Annotated in this window: 13 protein-coding genes; all 13 read right to left on the bottom strand. The window is 48.5% G+C overall.

The features are described from left to right. Positions 1-98 precede the first annotated feature (98 nt). Positions 99-380 (bottom strand): hypothetical protein, encoded by a 282-nt coding sequence (locus tag ACO0LM_RS15925; RefSeq protein WP_423038256.1) that lies wholly within the window; start codon positions 378-380, stop codon positions 99-101. A 407-nt stretch (positions 381-787) separates the two neighbouring features. Further along, complete coding sequence (locus tag ACO0LM_RS15920; protein ID WP_423038255.1) at positions 788-1,084, bottom strand: hypothetical protein; 297 nt, start codon at positions 1,082-1,084, stop codon at positions 788-790. 501 nt (positions 1,085-1,585) lie between these two features. Further along, the gene (locus tag ACO0LM_RS15915) at positions 1,586-1,939 is read right to left on the bottom strand and encodes a hypothetical protein (protein WP_423038254.1); all 354 of its coding nucleotides are present in this window, start codon (positions 1,937-1,939) and stop codon (positions 1,586-1,588) included. Between the two features lie 12 nt (positions 1,940-1,951). After that, positions 1,952-2,629, bottom strand: a complete 678-nt coding sequence (locus ACO0LM_RS15910) for a hypothetical protein (RefSeq protein ID WP_423038253.1) — start codon at positions 2,627-2,629, stop codon at positions 1,952-1,954. Between the two features lie 72 nt (positions 2,630-2,701). Then, positions 2,702-2,965, bottom strand: coding sequence for a hypothetical protein (locus ACO0LM_RS15905; protein WP_423038252.1), 264 nt, complete (start codon positions 2,963-2,965; stop codon positions 2,702-2,704). Positions 2,966-3,196: 231 nt separating this feature from the next. Next, entirely contained in the window at positions 3,197-3,478 is a 282-nt protein-coding gene (locus ACO0LM_RS15900; RefSeq protein WP_423038251.1) for a hypothetical protein, read from the bottom strand. Positions 3,479-3,662: 184 nt separating this feature from the next. After that, positions 3,663-4,517 (bottom strand): Fic family protein, encoded by an 855-nt coding sequence (locus tag ACO0LM_RS15895; protein ID WP_423038250.1) that lies wholly within the window; start codon positions 4,515-4,517, stop codon positions 3,663-3,665. Positions 4,518-4,633: 116 nt separating this feature from the next. Then, positions 4,634-4,876, bottom strand: a complete 243-nt coding sequence (locus tag ACO0LM_RS15890) for a hypothetical protein (RefSeq protein WP_423038249.1) — start codon at positions 4,874-4,876, stop codon at positions 4,634-4,636. Between the two features lie 198 nt (positions 4,877-5,074). Beyond that, the gene (locus ACO0LM_RS15885) at positions 5,075-5,875 is read right to left on the bottom strand and encodes a hypothetical protein (protein ID WP_423038248.1); all 801 of its coding nucleotides are present in this window, start codon (positions 5,873-5,875) and stop codon (positions 5,075-5,077) included. Beyond that, on the bottom strand, positions 5,875-10,881 hold the full coding sequence (locus ACO0LM_RS15880) for a hypothetical protein (RefSeq protein WP_423038247.1): 5,007 nt from the start codon (positions 10,879-10,881) through the stop codon (positions 5,875-5,877). The genes ACO0LM_RS15885 and ACO0LM_RS15880 overlap by 1 nt, the downstream gene beginning before the upstream one ends. Positions 10,882-10,935: 54 nt before the next feature. Continuing rightward, positions 10,936-11,721: a hypothetical protein gene (locus tag ACO0LM_RS15875; RefSeq protein WP_423038246.1), complete on the bottom strand. Its 786-nt coding sequence runs from the start codon at positions 11,719-11,721 to the stop codon at positions 10,936-10,938. A 312-nt stretch (positions 11,722-12,033) separates the two neighbouring features. Next, positions 12,034-12,651, bottom strand: coding sequence for a hypothetical protein (locus ACO0LM_RS15870; RefSeq protein ID WP_423038245.1), 618 nt, complete (start codon positions 12,649-12,651; stop codon positions 12,034-12,036). Positions 12,652-12,653: 2 nt separating this feature from the next. Further along, on the bottom strand, positions 12,654-19,601 hold the full coding sequence (locus ACO0LM_RS15865) for a hypothetical protein (protein WP_423038244.1): 6,948 nt from the start codon (positions 19,599-19,601) through the stop codon (positions 12,654-12,656). Between the last annotated feature and the right edge of the window lie 39 nt (positions 19,602-19,640).

Raw genomic sequence — 19,640 nt, 5'->3', positions numbered from 1 at the left:
TCTCACGTATGGAATCTAGTCATGATGGTAATTTGGCTGCAAATACGATAGGAAGGAGGCACGCCAAACATTAGCTACTCGTCTTTTAGTAATGACGTCTAGTTATCTCCAAGATTGTTAATAAATTCATCTAAACGCATTTTCCCGCTCAAAACGTCATATACATAACCGCGGGCATAAGAAGAAATATCTGGCGTGAGGATATAGGACAAATATGCCCATGCCACAATTGAAGAGTTTTTCAATTTTTCCAGATCTTCGTGATTTTGTTCCGACAATAGCCAGAGCGAAGATACGCTACCTTCTTCTTCTTCAGTAAGTACTCTCTTTAGGTTTTGATCTACAGATTTTTTTAACGTTGCATAGTGAACATCAAGCATAATTAGACCTCAACTTATTCTTTGTAAGCATTAACTATTATCCTTATACAAGGAAGCCGCTCTGGCCATACCATATGCATCGACGGGCGTCTGCGCGCAGTCTATGTCTGTTGCAGAGAATTCGGCTGTCGGTGTGATGTAAGCCCGCGTAGGTGCGAATAGGTCCGCGTATTCGCACGCATGTTGCGCGTCAAAATTCCAATATGCATTTCAAGACCATGTCTGACACACCGCACATTTATCAACCATGTTTCGTCAGAAACGACACGACATTGTCTTTCAAGGGCGCAGATGACTGCTACTGCCATGCGTGCGAATACGCGGAGCTATTCGCACCTACGCGGGCCGTGCCCCCCAATGCTCACAAAAAATCTGTGCCCCCCAAGGTTCATCGAGTGTATTCCAGTTTATTTATCATCTAAATGCCTGTTAATAAATTCGTCTAAACTTGTGTTGCCAAGTAAAACGCCATATACATACTCAAGGGAATTACAAGCAAGATCTGGAGTGAGAATGTATGACAAATACGATGACGCCAAAATAGGAGAAATCCGTAACAATTCCGCCGTTTCCTTGTGATTTTGATCGGATAACAAATAAAACGAAGGAACGCTCTCCCTTTCATCATCTGTAAGCACTCTTTTTAACTCACGGCTAACCGTGGTTTTAAAGAACTTATAATGTATATCGTGCATTTTAAACATGATTATTACCTAAGTTTATGCTTTAAAGGCCTTAACAATTATATTCATAGCCCGCATAGGTGCGAATAGCTTCGCGGGTTCGCACGCACGTCGAACGTCAAAATGCCGATAAGCATTTCAAAACCATGTCTGACACGCCCGACATTTATCCACCATGTTTCGTCAGGCACGACATGACATTATTCTTCAAGGGCGCAGATGACTGCTACTGCCATGCGTTGCGAATACGCGAATCTATTCGCACCTACGCGGGCTGCAAGCCATCTACAGATGCACCATCTCAATTGCCGTAGAAATCGAAGCTGTGCCAGAAAAGCAGTTATGTAACCGAGTGTCGCAAGATGCCTTTGAGAGGCTTGAGCCGTGTGGATCGAAAGACCCTGAATGATTCTTACGGGGACATGCGCGGGTAACCGCATATGGCTACCCGACCGCCACGACACTCACGACGCTGCTCGCGCACGAGCTCGAAAACTGTCTACACAAAGTTCTCGATATTCGCTAAAAATGTAAATCATTAAATAACATCTTTATATTTGGGTCGCAACGTGAATCTGTTTTTAACAATTCAATCAATTCTTCCCATGTTGCTTTTCTCGATATACAAAATTTCTCACTTTTATGTTCTTTGAACATATTTAGCATTGAGCGAGCGAATGCGTTAAATCCTTCTTTTTGCTGCTTATCTAAATAGACAAATGTGCAGTCTTGTTTGTCCATCTGCTCATATATATCATCGGCGAAGCGTTTATCATCTCCTTGAAAAAAATCCCTCATGTTTTCAAGCAAATAGTCGAAAGAAATTGTGCTAATGGTGACACTTTTTTGTTCAGATATAAATATTGTTCCACTCATAATATGGTTACTTCAAGGAATAAATATAGAATCACCGGGCAGCTGCCCAGCCATAATTGGATGGTGGACACAGTCTAATTTTTCTGAAAATGGCCAATTAGCGTAAATCGTTTTTCCATCGATAAAAAGCAAAGTGCTCCTTTGATTTTCGACACCAGGCATAAACTTTGATTCATCATTAGCTACAAAAAATGTAACTCCTTTAGCTGATGTGAGCAAGTCTGAATTTATATATGTAATTACGCTTGAAATTAATAATTCCTCATTCGAACCACCGAGAATAACCTCCGCATGCATTTGCGAAAAATAGTCATACATAAAGCTGGCTAGGCTTGCATTTCTTTCCCGTAGATAATCATGTATCAATTCAATTTCTGAATTTAGAAATTGAATGACGCCAATTATCCTTGCGTTGTTTTGCACAAACCCGATGGTAAAACCAACTCCGCCGTGCCCCTCCCAATATTGAATCAGCCCATTGCTAATTTCAGGTGGAAGTTTTGCCAATTGTTCGGTTGAGCTAACGACATTTTCATTTTCTTTGTCACGTAATGTGTTTTTCTCTAAGAAATAGGAGAAACCACTTGGAAGGAATTTAAAGCCATATCTTTCAAAATACGTATTCTGATTCGCCAAGTTTGGCTGAGAACCCTCGGGAAACACTACATATAGTAAATGATGAACGCCCATACATACCTTATTCAATTATGTTGAAGAATGTCACTGCATCTGCCCACGTAGGTGCGAATAAAGGATTATTTTTTACAGATTCTTTCGATTAAATTCAGGCAGAAGAAACTCATCAATTCTTTCATCAGGGATTTCCCCACTTGCCCATCCGGGAATCGATAAAACCTGTCCTAATGAGAAATCAAAAGCTTCTCTAAAATATTTCATACCCATCAATCCAAGACCTCCGTTATCCGGACATTGACTCTTAAGATAGTGAAGCAACGCCGAAGGATTTTCGCCCGACATTCTGCGTTTTCTTAACTCTTCAATTACTTCAGGATTTAAAATTATCATCGACATTTCATTATGGTTTCTTAAACGCAGCATTAACTCTCGTATAGTTCACAAGTGAGCCAGAAAAATCTATGGTTTCAGCACACAGGCTTTGTCGTCTGCAATTAGTGAACGCTGTTGCCATTGATCGCTAACGCAGGATGACGTTGGCCTTAAATTCTTCCTCCAGAAAGCAGATATGTTCGTCTTTGTTTTGTTGTTGGTATTGCAGGTTTCACTATATTTTCGCCATCAAATCGCCTCGATGACCTTTGATGCCGTTTCTAGAGTCTTCTCATTCAAACGGATGGTTAATGTTGAGCCTTGCCAAGCATAAATAATTAACGAATTTTTTGTAAACTCAAGCTGTAACCGAGCATTCGCAATCGGGCTAAATCCCACCACATATACTTTGTCTCCTTGCTTAATCGCAATTTCCTCTGCCCAGGGCTCAATTGCTAATGTAGCAATATTCTCAGGTATATTGTCTATTAAAATATTTTGTTCGCTCATTGAAGCATTTTTTTCAATCATTTTTTACCTCCAAGCCCGCGTAGCACGCACGTTGAACGTCAAAATGCCGATAAGCATTTCAAAACCGTGTCTGACACGCCTCACATTTTTCAACCATGTTTCGTCAGGAGCGACACGACATTATTCTTCAAGGGCGCAGATGACTGATACTGCCATGCGCACGAATACATGGAGCTATTCGCACCTACGCGGGCTGGATAACGTGAGCCTTGAATCCTTCCTCCAAAAAACAGATATGCCCCCGCGTAGCTAAACGCATCCAATAATAGAACTGCGTACTGGTAATTTGCTGCCATTGCATAGACAGATTCCATTTTTCCAAATAGTGCGTGACGATCAGCATTGCCATTCTTTGATTGGCGTTAACAAATGGGTGAATGGCTAAAAAGTCAGAAAACAATCTGGCAGCAAACTGCACTGCTGCTGGTACGTCACTTGGATGATGTTCACGTGCGATGGCAAGCAAGGTATCCACAGATGCTGGCAACGCTGTATGTTGCACAAACACGGTATCACCACGCTTCAAATTGAAATCACGGTAGCAGCCATAATATTGCGGGCGCGTCGGACAAATGCTTGCGTGTGATGCCATTGAAGCAGGAACAGTCAGTGTTGTCAGCGCTTGCGGTGGAAAGAAAAATACCCGGGACAATTTTGCAGTCTGCGCTTCATAAGCTAATAACGCACTTCTATCATAAACACCACGATAGCTGTCTTGCCAAGGCAATAAATACAGCTTGGGATGACGCTCCCCTTTGGGCACCACTGGTCCCAAATGAGGCATGCGTACGGCATAGGCAATAGAAGGCTGCTGCAAGAGTTTCGCATTAAAAGGAACTTTACAAACCTGCTCTGCATAGCCCGGCAGGGCAGCCACAAAATGATCACGCTCGGTTTTAAGCAACAGAAAACAAAAACCGGATTCACACAATACAAGCACAGGCCAGGACGCCAGCGCTGTCGCCAAATCTTCTTTGACGACAGGCATGGTCTGCATGCCTAACCGCCGGGTTAGCACCAGTAACAATTTTTCTGACATCTGCCCTCGAGCCAACGGAGCCAGACCCAGCAAGTGCGTAAGTCTGACTTTGACGCCCCATAAGTTCAATAAAACGGAGAGGCAAGATAGAAGGCTGGTTTCGTTTTCGCGGCATTCTACATGGTCATACAAATTGCGAGAATTTTGATGCTCCATTTTTCCTGGATTCTGCCTCTTGGTTTCTGAACAGCTTTTAGAAAAACCTTTAAGCCCTCTATTTCTTGTGACTCAGCAGAGATAAACATCATTCCACCATCATCCATGGGAGAGTATATTTGTCCCATAAATACTTTTTCTGAATCGCTAAATCCTGAACGCACTCGTTCAGTAAGATAATCAAATTGCTTCGTGCTAACCATAGAAATCTTCGAAAATGCGTTCAACATGCTCACCCACTTGCGATAGTGGTGTCCATGCATGCAAATGTAAAACGTCATTTCATCACATTTTCCTTATTGCGGCCATTTGAAAATTTCCGTCCGTACATTGCCTTTGGAATGATTTTGTTTAACTGAACGCCGAACAGGGCAGCAGCAGATGTATCTCAGTCAGCCGGGCTATGTTCCGTACAAAATCGCTCGAAGTTTATTCTGCACCTCTGCTGTACGCTGATCGCTAAAGCTGTTTTCTGATGCCCGCACATGCAAAGTATTGTCATTCACAGTCTCGACATTCAACCAGTTGACTGACTTCACGCGCTCTTTGCGGTCTGCGCCAACACGTTCCCAAAAGGAGTCGCCAAGCCACATTGTCGCGCCGATGGCTTCAACGTAACCAGATTGTAGCGACCAGCGACCAGGATTATTCGTCGTGTCGATAATTTTCTGTTCCAGCGGGGGCGGCAATCCATTTGAAATCATTGGCAGTTGAGAGTAATCACGCCCTACAGCCGTATATTCCAGGATGTCTTTCGCATTTTGCCAATGATCGTATTCAACGTCTGATACCCATGCCTGGACAAAGCCAGGAGCGGCCAAAAATGGTTTAACCCATCTATCCCAGCAAATTGCCGCGCCTGCCACCTGCTCCTCAATAAGGATGAAACTGTGATCATACAAACCCACGGCACCAAATTGAAATGATAAATTATTAGATTCTATTTGTGTCCACTTACCTGTCTGCGCAACCCGTGTCAAAAGAGCTGTAGTGGAAATAGTTTTTTCCTGAGTCTTAAATTTTACTTCCATCCCTAGCTGTTGCATTATGTCGTTAAGCATTTGCAATGCCTCAACGGGAGCAATTTCACCATTTCTGGCTTGCCATACAACGGTGGATTTCCCCATCTCAATTTTTTCTGATTCAAATTTCGGCTTTAGCGGGAACACAAGCTTAAGCCTTTCAATTCTATTATTCTTCATTATGGGTATTCCTTAATAATAACGGTGACTCCGCGAGCCGCACCATAGTTAACCAAAGGTTGTGCGGCTGCACTTCCTCCAGGTTGTACCCTAATATCAAGTACCATATTGGCGAGTTGCCCATTGACGGTTGCCCCATTGGTTCCAAGATTGTCGATTTCATTTTGCATCCGCCCCATCCATGACGTACCCGTCGTATCAACGGATTTTAAACTGACTAACGTATTACCTTTCTGGAAATCGATCAGCGGGAATTTTCCGTTATTCAATTGCCCGGCATTGAACCAGTCCGCATACTCTGTCTGTGCAAGATTTGCTTCAATCGCAGTGCCTCGCGCTGTTGGAGTAAGACCCCAAACACTAGAAAGGTTTCCTGCACTATTTGCCCCTGCTGAATAAGCCCCTTGCCCCTCTACAGATGTTATTGTACCCGTAGTGTTCGGAAGACCTGTAGCAATATTCTGCCCAGTTGTAGTCGTATAATTGGCGTTAATATAGCTGTTGGCATATGTATTTCTTGTACCTGAGCCAACGTATGTCGCTCTGTTGGCAGCAAACGATTCAGCTGTTTGAACAACGCCTTCCCTGGCAACCCCATACGTCCCAAAGGACAACAAAGTCAACCCGGCATTACCTAAAGAGCGCATCCCATACAATGCAGCATAAAGATAATTATCATTATTGTAGCTGGCAATCGCATGATTAAAATCTGCGCCACCTATTGCGCCATTAACAAAATTCGCAATACTAGTGCCGGCATTGTTGATAGTTTGCCTGATGTTCATACCAGCTACTGTTGAATAGGTTTGCCCAAAAGTTGCCATGACTCCCAAACTGGAATCGTAATTTATCAATCCGTTTACAAAATCGTCTACACCGGATGTGATGGCACTGACCACAGATATGGTAGTGCCTTCTATCCTGGTTGATGTATGGGTCCACGATATATAGTCATTGCTGGTCCCAGCAGTCGTTGTACCTGTATTTGTCCCAGAATTTTGCCCGCCCCCAGTAGGATCATTACCGCTAACTAAAAGACGTGTGCCATTATTTAAGTTGGGGTAACCTTGCTCAGACGGGGTTAGCCCCCAATTAGTTGTCGTGGGGTTGGGCGTTCCCGCAGCCACTTGAATATCGTTAGGATTGATCAAATCGTTTACATTGGCAACAGTGGTCGTGCTGATACTTGAACCCACCACTACAGCGGTAGTAGCGTTGTTCGTCGCAAAATCAGAAGTATCTGGCTGTGAACCACTGAGCAAGGCAGTGAAGTAATCGACATAATCACTGAAAGACATAGCGCCATTGTTATTGTCTTCAATGACAGTAGGCGACAAGCCGAATCCAAACTCATCGTTCAGACTGCTTCCACCTCCATTACCACCAGCGCCACTAAAACCGTCGCCAACTCCACCACCAACTCCACTACCATCATATCCACGTCTGACGTTTGTTCCTGTCCCTAAATAATCGTTGTGCCCACGATTTCTATCTTTCATCTCCGCATCGTAAGCTTCTTTCGCCAATTGTTGTGGTGTTTTTCCAGACGGATCTAGCGTCTGAGTGGTAGTGCCGGTTCCCGATTCTGCTTGCAAACTGCCAGTATCAGTGGAGGTCAACGCAGATGTCCTGGCCTGCGCCGTCGTCACATTTCCCAGCCCCAGCGTGTTCTGATTGCTATTCACGGTACCGGTGACATTCGCATTGGTCGCATTAGCCGTGTTGGTCGTCGTCACCGTCGTTTTAAGCGAAGCACTGGCGGCTGTTGCGGCAGCCAGTGTTCCTGCTGGTGCAGGCGGTGTCACTGGTGGGTTGACCGGCTGCAAGGCCGTTATTTGTGTATTGATACTGGCCATCTGCGCTTGCAAGCCATCGATATAGGCTTGCCATGCCACCAGCGTCGCTGCGGCTGTTGGATTGGATGCCGTCAACTGTTGCAACTGCGTGGTGGCCAGTGTCAAATTATAGGTACGCATGTTGAGCTCAGTTTGCAAGGTGCCCAAGTCATTTGATGTGACAGGTGCGGGCAAAGCGGGTGGTTGCGGTAAGGTTGGCGTGGTTGGATTACCAGGGTCCGTCGGCGTTGTTGGATTCGTTGGATCCGTTGGCGTCGTCCCTCCTCCTTGCCATATGGCTACTTGTGCTCTAAGACCGTTAACCAGACTTTGCATGCCAGCAACATAGACTTGCCAGGCATTAATCACTTCGGCTGGCGTAGCCGGGTCTGCTGCCATCAATTGCTGCAACTGAAACGTCGCTCCCGCGAGCCTACCAGTATTTATGCCTAATTCTGCCAGCAGCGTAAGCATATCTGTCGGCGGGGCTATGGACGGTATTTCAGGAGGCATGTTGGCACTGGACTCTGCGCTCGCATCCATGGCTTCACTCATCATCATCGGTGCAAAGCTGACGTTGTCCTCTGCCTGTGTTTCCATCGATACGTCGCTATCCACTGAATCCGTGGTATCCATGAAGACCGCTGCTGCACCTGCCTCACCATCACTCAAAGCCATTGCACTAAACATAGCCCTGGTAGCAAACAAAGCCGCTGTTGTTGGTGCCGGTGCAGGCGTGGCCCAGGTATCTGTTTTACCTGTACCATTGCCACTATTGGCGACGAAGTTATTGTGGTTTGCCCCTGTCCAGCTATTAAATACCTGGCGATTGACGATCAGGTTGCTGGTGGCAATACCTGCCTGTTCACTCAGCACCACCTGGCCACGGGCATCGGTGACCTGGTGTTTGACGCTGTGGGTGTCGGTACCATTGCTACTATTGGTGATGTTCACCTGCATCAATTGACCATTCACGTCATAACTGCTTTGTTGCGTTTCCGCGCTATTGAGCGAAGACCAGTCCGCATTGGTGTAGGTAGACTGAACCTGACTTTGCAAATAGCCTTCACCCAAGGTTTGTTCCAGCGTGACGTCAACGTGGTTGCCCACATTGTCGTCGCTGCTATAGCCACGCAGATGGCCTGCTGTGTCATAGTTGGTGTAGTCAGTCTGTTGAACGGTTTGCCCCAGCACATTGTTGCGTGTATCTTTTCTGATGAGGCCATTGGCATCATAGTAGTGAGCATCCTGGGTTGTCGTCTCTGCATAGGCGGCCAGTTGACTGTCCTTCAACGCCTCCAAATAACGTTGGTCCATCGTGCCGTTGTAGACACCTTGCTGCAGCAGGCGACCAGCCCCGTCATACATGCGCTGGTCCACGACCGACGCCAATTCCCGTTGCAGACGGTTACCTTGTGGGTCATAGCTGGCTACCGCAATACTGGTGACACGGTTGGCCGCGTCATACGTGAAGTAACGGGTGATCAGGCCTTCACGCACGACATAGACGGTGGTCGGCCAGCCGTTCGCATCCGTCTGTATCTGCCCCACCAGTTCCTTACCCCAACTGGTATCACTGGTCACATTACCGTTCTTGTCATAAGTCAGCAGATGGCCTTGCGTGCTGTTTACATTATTGGCGTCAGCAGCATTGTTGTTATTCGCCCCTTCAACCAATATCTGCCTTTGCATACTGTCATAGGCATAGTTATTGTTATGCACAAAAGAAGTGCTGGCCACCGTTTCATGGCTGACGGTATGCATGCTGCCACTGATACTGACCTGACGGCTCGTCGTGCCTGCAGCCTGTGTCTGTTGCACATCGCTTTCATGTGAGAGGTTACCGGCCTTGTCATAACCAAGTGCAGTGAGATAGCCATCATCCAGTGCTTCAATCAGGGATATCTGGCCCTGGGCGTTATAAGTGAGGCGGGTGTTTTGCAGGCTGATATCGGCCTGGATGGTTTGTTCCCGCGTGTGTTGTCCGGCCAGGTTGTAGCTGTACAGCGTGGTCTTGTCAGTAGCGAGGTCGCGGATCTGAGTGACTTGGCCAGCTTCGTTGTAATGGTAGTTGAGGTTCTGGCCACGGCTATTGGTTTGTTGCAGCAATTGTCCGGCACTGTCATAGCGGTAGCTATAGGTGGCACCGCCAATGTCTTTGTGGCTTTGTAACTGGCCCTGTGCATTGAACTGCCAGGTGCTGATGTTGCCGTTGGCATCGCGATAGGCAATTTGATGGCCCTGGGTGTCATAGGCATATTGTTCAAACTGGCCCAGTGGTTTCTGGCTGAACACGACATTGCCGCGCAAGTCATATGTGTAATGCATCGTTTCTGCGTTGGCATTGCTCCTGACGGTGACCCGTCCGGCCTGGTCATAGGTGATGCGACTGACCAGGCTTTGGGTGCTGCCGGTGACATAGCCAGTGCTGAAGCCGTACAGGCCAACCGGATCGCTGCTGGTCTCGACCAGGCGACCCATATGGTCGTACTGATAGTGGATGTGGTTGCCATTGGCGTCGGTCAGCGTGATCTGGTTACCAAAGGCATCATAGGCATGGCTGACGATACCACTATCTGCATGGGTTTCCTGAACCAACTGACCGTTGGCATCATAGCGTTGGCGATTGACATTGCCATTGGCATCGCGGGTAGCGATCTGGCGACCGGCGCGATCATAATAGAAGGCCGTCACAGCGCTGTTGGCACTTTGTTGTCCTGCCGCATCCGGGCTGCTTTGGCGGATCAACTGGTTGCTGGCATTGTACTGATAGGTGGTCTTGCCGTTAAACCCATTCAAGTCACTGCGGCTGGTGAGGTTGCCCCAGCGATCAAAGCTTTGCTGGATGACTGGTGTTTGCCCATCACGGGTAGGCAGGGTCAAAGTAATGGCACGGCCCTGTGCATCATACTGCGTAGTGCTGCGGCGCAGGCCAGACAGGTAATTGGCTTGTGCGGCGCTGCTGATACTGGCCAGTGGGTCGCCATTACCCAGGTTCAGGCTGGCGGTGCTGATACCGGCACTGCTTAAAGTGACGGTCTGGTGGCCTTGTACATCATATTGCATGACCCTGGTGACACCACCGCTGTTACTACGCCAGAGATGACCGGTGTTGTCATAGTCATAGTGGGCGACTTCGTGTCGCACAACGCTGAACAGGGCAGCTATCAAGGCACCTAGTTTGATTCAAAATGCGACGGTAACAAGGCACACAATAAGAATTTTTTACAGCTTCAAAAAATCTGGACGTACTATATGGGGCATATTGTCATAAGCTTTCAGTATCGTTTCAAGTGGCGATAACGAATCGGCAAAATGCCAATAAACAATTTTTAACCAAGTCGCAGCACGCAAATATTGCCCGCCACCTAGCCAAGTTTCTTGCAAATTTGCTTGCAACATTTTTCGACCAGCTTCAAGCAATTCATTTTCATCAAATTGCTGACGTGCCAATCTGTGTAAGCACAATGCGTAGGCGAATTCTCGAGGTTTCAGTATTTTAGAGAGGGATACTCCTTTTTGGCCTGTCCAACGCTCGAACATGTCGACGCCAGCCTCAAAGCCATCGTTATATTCGCCACCCTGGTAAGCAAAGGCCATATAATCATCAAGTCCTGATTTGATAATTTCATTGGTTGGCCATGGTCGTTTTTCATAGCGCCACCGAGCCTCTTCAAATATGCGTGCATTGTCCCACAACCCCTCACTATTGACTCCATCTAACATCCATTCACCGACGGCTTTTGTCCAATATAAAGAAGTAAGATATCCGTTCTGGTCAATACCAAATTTTTCATCTCTTTCAAACGCTTTGTCTATCCATTGTAATGAACGCGGAATGATGTTTCCAACTTGTTCATCTTGTCCAACAAGCCATGCAGAAACAACATCTGATAACATATGTTGAGCAACATTGCCCATCGGGCGATTTGCGTCATATTCGGTTCTTAGGACACGAGCCAGATTACCTTCCTCATTGACTTGGCGCTTTCTTGTTGGGTTATACAACATAATTTCCTCACAATTATTGCGGGGGTACCGTGAATATATCGTACTGTAGTTGAGTTTGTAGTCCGCGTAGGTGCGAATAGCTCCGCGTATTCGCACGCATGTTGAACGTCAAAATGCCGATAAGCATTGCAAAACCATGTCTGACATGCCCCACATTTATCAACCATGTTTCGTCAGGAGCGACACGACATTATTCTTCAAGGACGCAGATGCCACTGCCAGGCGTGCGAATTGCACGTACGCGGGCTTGTGAGTTTTTATATTGTCGGCGTACCGGCATAAAAAAGCCCGGTGCAATGCCAGGCAAGAAAGTCAATTTTTTGATACTGCCATCACAAGCTTTGCCCTACTTTCATAAACCTCTCGCAGCCGTCTTCCAGTTTGCCCACCACTAGCGATACCATTTGCAAATACATGTGCAACTCTCACGGGATTGGTCGGGACGAAATTTCCACCAGCTACTACTGGTTGCCCATAATCAACCATCTTTTTTTTGCCAGCCATTTGAACCGATTGCTCCCATTTCAGTAACGGATTATTTTTGATTGCAACTTCTCCATAGTACATCCCAACATAAAGCGCCAAGGATTTGGTCTCATCAGTCAGAGTCCAAGTTTGGATTTCTATCGGAGAAATCAATGTGGCTTTGATTGCTTGTAGCTCATCTTGGCTTAACTCTCTGGTTTCGACTTGCATCGCAAACCAGTCACCCAATCCATTTAATGAATCTGGTGAATCGTCTGCATTCCAATCTTCAAAACCGGGCGTGCCCACAACCAACTGCATCAATTCTTCAAGGCAATAGGGCAAGCTGCTCATAAACCATTCATAAAATTCTTTGAGTTGGTTTTTATCCATTGCCCAAAAAATCCCTGGGTTTGGAGAGTAAGTACTTCCTGGGCGCGGAAAATAGTTAGGTGCGAATTTCATAGTTAATGGATCACCACATTAATACCAGCATTGTTAAGTGCGTTAAGCAAGGATTCGGACGGCCCACCAAGACCCGTAACAGGGCTTACGTAAAAATGCCACGTTACGCCATTGACTGCACCTGTCCTCAGTAGTTCGGCATCTTTAGCAACTTGAATCTCTGTCACCGCGTCAAGAGAAGTGTAGCCTACTTTTGACTCATGGGCGATGTTGCTTGAATCAAGTTGATCGACAATACGTGCTCCCCGGGAAGTTTCAAATGGAACTTGTGACGCTCCTCCAAGCGACTGAAGTGCATCTTCACCAATCTGACCCGTCGCACCGATACCCGATGCTGGATTAGGCGACGCAATCCTAGTTGCTCCATTTGATGTCAAGGTGTAGTAGTTACCGGTGTGATCTATAAATATCGAGTTACCATTGCTATCCAAGGTACCTGTTGGCGAATATGTGCCGCCCCTTGGCCCCGTAATCGTACCGTTTGGATTTCGAACATAGCCCGAAGGTACAGCGGCATTCTCAGCCCCCACAACACCTGGAGAAGAATTCCCCCTTACTTGAAATGTCGCCCCGCCATCCCCATTAACATTATCCGGCAGTAAATCATCACGAACAATTTTTCTATCAGCAGTACTCGTAACAAGGTCAGCAGGAGTTTTTTCCACAGCAGTATTAACAATAGACTCTACAATACTTTCTAATCCCGTTAGACCAAGTATCCCCCTCCCAAATGCTCCCAATGCATAAGCCAGATCGTTGACGTTATCGGTGAGAGAGTACCTCCCAAGCGATTGTCCTCCGAGGTGGAAGTTATTAACAGCGTTCAGAGCTTCAACGGCAATTGTTTCAACTAATGCAAAAGGAATAGCGCCAGTAGCAGCAAGCAAATTACCAGCATTTTCAACATATGTTGAATTTGGATCATTTAATCTATCAACAGAACGTCCGTAGATGTCACCAAAAATTCCGTGTACCGGAGTGTAAAGATTCGTTGGATCAGGCAAGTTAAGAGTTGCTGTATTTGGCGTGGTTTGTGTATTGGTGGTTGTGTTGACATTTGGCACCGCATTAGTTGTTTGGTTAGGAAATTCAACTACCAATCCATTGCTTAGCTTAACAGCAGGAATTGTATTGCCATTTGCATCAAGTGAGACGCCTCTAGTATAAATTGTCCCCGCCGGGAAATATCCGGCTGGATAATCAGGCGTTGTGTCTGTTGCTGTGAAGCCACTGTTTCCTGTGCTTACAAGCTTTATTCCCAAAGTGGTACTGCTATTTGTATTTGTCGTTGTTGTAGAATTTTGACCGCCCCCAGTAGGATCATTACCGCTAACTAAAAGACGTGTGCCATTATTTAAGTTGGGGTAACCCTGCTCAGACGGCGTTACTCCCCAATTGGTTGAATTGGGGTTAGCACCGCCAGCCACTTGAATATCGTTAGGATTGAGCAAATCGCTGATATTCCCAACATTTGTCGTGTTGATACTTGAACCCACCACTACAGCGGTAGTAGCGTTGTTCGTCGCAAAATCAGAAGTATCTGGCTGTGAACCACTGAGCAAGGCAGTGAAGTAATCGACATAATCACTGAAAGACATAGCGCCATTGTTATTGTCTTCAATGACAGTAGGCGACAAGCCGAATCCAAACTCATCGTTCAGACTGCTTCCACCTCCATTACCACCAGCGCCACTAAAACCGTCGCCAACTCCACCACCAACTCCACTACCATCATATCCACGTCTGACGTTTGTTCCTGTCCCTAAATAATCGTTGTGCCCACGATTTCTATCTTTCATCTCCGCATCGTAAGCTTCTTTCGCCAATTGTTGTGGTGTTTTTCCAGACGGATCTAGCGTCTGAGTGGTAGTGCCGGTTCCCGATTCTGCTTGCAAACTGCCAGTATCAGTGGAGGTCAACGCAGATGTCCTGGCCTGCGCCGTCGTCACATTTCCCAGCCCCAGCGTGTTCTGATTGCTATTCACGGTACCGGTGACATTCGCATTGGTCGCATTAGCCGTGTTGGTCGTCGTCACCGTCGTTTTAAGCGAAGCACTGGCGGCTGTTGCGGCAGCCAGTGTTCCTGCTGGTGCAGGCGGTGTCACTGGTGGGTTGACCGGCTGCAAGGCCGTTATTTGTGTATTGATACTGGCCATCTGCGCTTGCAAGCCATCGATATAGGCTTGCCATGCCACCAGCGTCGCTGCGGCTGTTGGATTGGATGCCGTCAACTGTTGCAACTGCGTGGTGGCCAGTGTCAAATTATAGGTACGCATGTTGAGCTCAGTTTGCAAGGTGCCCAAGTCATTTGATGTGACAGGTGCGGGCAAAGCGGGTGGTTGCGGTAAGGTTGGCGTGGTTGGATTACCAGGGTCCGTCGGCGTTGTTGGATTCGTTGGATCCGTTGGCGTCGTCCCTCCTCCTTGCCATATGGCTACTTGTGCTCTAAGACCGTTAACCAGACTTTGCATGCCAGCAACATAGACTTGCCAGGCATTAATCACTTCGGCTGGCGTAGCCGGGTCTGCTGCCATCAATTGCTGCAACTGAAACGTCGCTCCCGCGAGCCTACCAGTATTTATGCCTAATTCTGCCAGCAGCGTAAGCATATCTGTCGGCGGGGCTATGGACGGTATTTCAGGAGGCATGTTGGCACTGGACTCTGCGCTCGCATCCATGGCTTCACTCATCATCATCGGTGCAAAGCTGACGTTGTCCTCTGCCTGTGTTTCCATCGATACGTCGCTATCCACTGAATCCGTGGTATCCATGAAGACCGCTGCTGCACCTGCCTCACCATCACTCAAAGCCATTGCACTAAACATAGCCCTGGTAGCAAACAAAGCCGCTGTTGTTGGTGCCGGTGCAGGCGTGGCCCAGGTATCTGTTTTACCTGTACCATTGCCACTATTGGCGACGAAGTTATTGTGGTTTGCCCCTGTCCAGCTATTAAATACCTGGCGATTGACGATCAGGTTGCTGGTGGCAATACCTGCCTGTTCACTCAGCACCACCTGGCCACGGGCATCGGTGACCTGGTGTTTGACGCTGTGGGTGTCGGTACCATTGCTACTATTGGTGATGTTCACCTGCATCAATTGACCATTCACGTCATAACTGCTTTGTTGCGTTTCCGCGCTATTGAGCGAAGACCAGTCCGCATTGGTGTAGGTAGACTGAACCTGACTTTGCAAATAGCCTTCACCCAAGGTTTGTTCCAGCGTGACGTCAACGTGGTTGCCCACATTGTCGTCGCTGCTATAGCCACGCAGATGGCCTGCTGTGTCATAGTTGGTGTAGTCAGTCTGTTGAACGGTTTGCCCCAGCACATTGTTGCGTGTATCTTTTCTGATGAGGCCATTGGCATCATAGTAGTGAGCATCCTGGGTTGTCGTCTCTGCATAGGCGGCCAGTTGACTGTCCTTCAACGCCTCCAAATAACGTTGGTCCATCGTGCCGTTGTAGACACCTTGCTGCAGCAGGCGACCAGCCCCGTCATACATGCGCTGGTCCACGACCGACGCCAATTCCCGTTGCAGACGGTTACCTTGTGGGTCATAGCTGGCTACCGCAATACTGGTGACACGGTTGGCCGCGTCATACGTGAAGTAACGGGTGATCAGGCCTTCACGCACGACATAGACGGTGGTCGGCCAGCCGTTCGCATCCGTCTGTATCTGCCCCACCAGTTCCTTACCCCAACTGGTATCACTGGTCACATTACCGTTCTTGTCATAAGTCAGCAGATGGCCTTGCGTGCTGTTTACATTATTGGCGTCAGCAGCATTGTTGTTATTCGCCCCTTCAACCAATATCTGCCTTTGCATACTGTCATAGGCATAGTTATTGTTATGCACAAAAGAAGTGCTGGCCACCGTTTCATGGCTGACGGTATGCATGCTGCCACTGATACTGACCTGACGGCTCGTCGTGCCTGCAGCCTGTGTCTGTTGCACATCGCTTTCATGTGAGAGGTTACCGGCCTTGTCATAACCAAGTGCAGTGAGATAGCCATCATCCAGTGCTTCAATCAGGGATATCTGGCCCTGGGCGTTATAAGTGAGGCGGGTGTTTTGCAGGCTGATATCGGCCTGGATGGTTTGTTCCCGCGTGTGTTGTCCGGCCAGGTTGTAGCTGTACAGCGTGGTCTTGTCAGTAGCGAGGTCGCGGATCTGAGTGACTTGGCCAGCTTCGTTGTAATGGTAGTTGAGGTTCTGGCCACGGCTATTGGTTTGTTGCAGCAATTGTCCGGCACTGTCATAGCGGTAGCTATAGGTGGCACCGCCAATGTCTTTGTGGCTTTGTAACTGGCCCTGTGCATTGAACTGCCAGGTGCTGATGTTGCCGTTGGCATCGCGATAGGCAATTTGATGGCCCTGGGTGTCATAGGCATATTGTTCAAACTGGCCCAGTGGTTTCTGGCTGAACACGACATTGCCGCGCAAGTCATATGTGTAATGCATCGTTTCTGCGTTGGCATTGCTCCTGACGGTGACCCGTCCGGCCTGGTCATAGGTGATGCGACTGACCAGGCTTTGGGTGCTGCCGGTGACATAGCCAGTGCTGAAGCCGTACAGGCCAACCGGATCGCTGCTGGTCTCGACCAGGCGACCCATATGGTCGTACTGATAGTGGATGTGGTTGCCATTGGCGTCGGTCAGCGTGATCTGGTTACCAAAGGCATCATAGGCATGGCTGACGATACCACTATCTGCATGGGTTTCCTGAACCAACTGACCGTTGGCATCATAGCGTTGGCGATTGACATTGCCATTGGCATCGCGGGTAGCGATCTGGCGACCGGCGCGATCATAATAGAAGGCCGTCACAGCGCTGTTGGCACTTTGTTGTCCTGCCGCATCCGGGCTGCTTTGGCGGATCAACTGGTTGCTGGCATTGTACTGATAGGTGGTCTTGCCGTTAAACCCATTCAAGTCACTGCGGCTGGTGAGGTTGCCCCAGCGATCAAAGCTTTGCTGGATGACTGGTGTTTGCCCATCACGGGTAGGCAGGGTCAAAGTAATGGCACGGCCCTGTGCATCATACTGCGTAGTGCTGCGGCGCAGGCCAGACAGGTAATTGGCTTGTGCGGCGCTGCTGATACTGGCCAGTGGGTCGCCATTACCCAGGTTCAGGCTGGCAGTGCTGATACCGGCACTGCTTAAAGTGACGGTCTGGTGGCCTTGTACATCATATTGCATGACCTTGGTGACGCCACCGCTATTGCTGCGCCAGAGATGGCCGGCGTTGTCATAGTCGTAGTGGGCGATCTCAATACCATTGCTGCGCTGGCTGATGGCTTCATCAAAGGCGTTATAGCTGACTTCATCACGCACCACGGCTATTAGAGCCTGGTTGATGTAATTGATGTGCATGCCATCAGCGCTCAGTTGAATATTGGTGCCGGGCGTGATGGTGGCTGTGCGACGACCCAGGGCGTCATATTCATAAGCGGTAAACAAGGTGTGCGTACTGCCATCGGCATTGGTGACGGCTTGCCATTGTTTTGCCAGATGGTTTTGTGCATCATAAGATGCAAAGTGATTGATGCCATTGGTGTCGGCGTTTTGCACGACATTGCCACGGTTATCGTAACGTGCCAGGCTGATGCGGTCATCGATGTTGCTGGCCGTACTGGTATAGCTTTGGCTGTTGGCTGTAGCGGCACCGTTGGCGTATTCGATTTTGGCGACGACATTGCCATAGGCGTCGCGGCGGTATTCTGTCAACGGTACCAGAGTCTGGCTGGCACCTGCATTGTTGGTACTATTGGCAGCAACAGCACCGGTGACAGCGCGCACGCGGCTCAGGGCATCGTAATAGCGGTAACTGCTATTGCCCAATCCATCGGTACTGCTGATGACGTTGCCCACGGCATCATATTGCTGGCTGGTGGTGACATCGCCCCGCGTGCGCTGGCCGTTGCTGATGCTAGCGGTGCTGCTGGCAGCATCACTGACATCCACATTGAGGCGGGTCTGGCTGATCTGGCGATTGGCCTTGTCATAGGCAAAGACGGTGGTGCGGTCATCGTCGTTGCTGACCGGTACAGCAAGGCTACCGTTGGTATTGACACTACTGGCATTGGCATACTCGGTCGAGCGGATCACATTACCGACGGCATCGTAGGTTTTGGTGGTGACATAACCCATGGCATTGATGCCGGCGGTTCTCTGGCCATCTTTGTCATAGAAGTACCGGCTGATGTCCCAGCTATCGGTCTCAGGATTATTGAGCACCGCTGTCTGGCTCAGATTACCAAACACATCATAGCTAAAGCGCGTCACTTTAGACACCAGTATGCTGCTGGCTCCATCTTGCCCGCTATTCACCCAGGTCGCCGCTTCAGTGGTTTCTATCACCCGTCCCAACCGGTCATAGCGGGTGATGGTGGTCCGGTCCTGGCTATGGTCTGTTGCTGCCAGCGCCGTCGTGACCTGGCTGGCAGTAGGTGCTTTACCTGCGCTGCCCGTGATACTGCTCGTATTGATGGCCGTGGCATAGCGCGTCACTGCCGTGGTATTTCCAAAGCTGTTGCGGCTATAACCAGTCACATTACCAAGCGCATCCATGTCATAACTGACACGCCCCAGCTTGTCATACGTGCGGTAGCTATAATTACCGGCCACATCACGACTGGCGATGACATTACCAAAGCTGTCATAAGTGACCGTGCTTTGCAGCGTGACCTGTCTTTCTGACGCAAACGCCAGGCTGTTGGAGCCATTCACGGTCAGCGTGTCACCCGCCCCGTCATACACAGACGTAGGTGGATAAATGGTTTTGACCTGACGACCCATTGCATCATATTCATAACGGGTGATGCGTTGTTCTGGCCTACCCGTGGCTTCGGTACGGCTAGTCAGGTTACCCAATGCATCGTAAGTCATGCTGGTGACGATGGCAGCACTGACGGTGGTGCCTGGCTGCAGGTTGCCACTGGTATCCACAGTGACACTGGCCAGGCTGACGACTGGTGATGTTTCACT

Origin of the sequence: Undibacterium sp. Di26W, from assembly GCF_049340265.1 — a bacterium.
Classification (GTDB): Bacteria; Pseudomonadota; Gammaproteobacteria; order Burkholderiales; family Burkholderiaceae_D; genus Undibacterium.
Note: the sequence above shows the minus strand (reverse complement) of the source record. Positions and strands in the feature narration are given on the sequence as shown.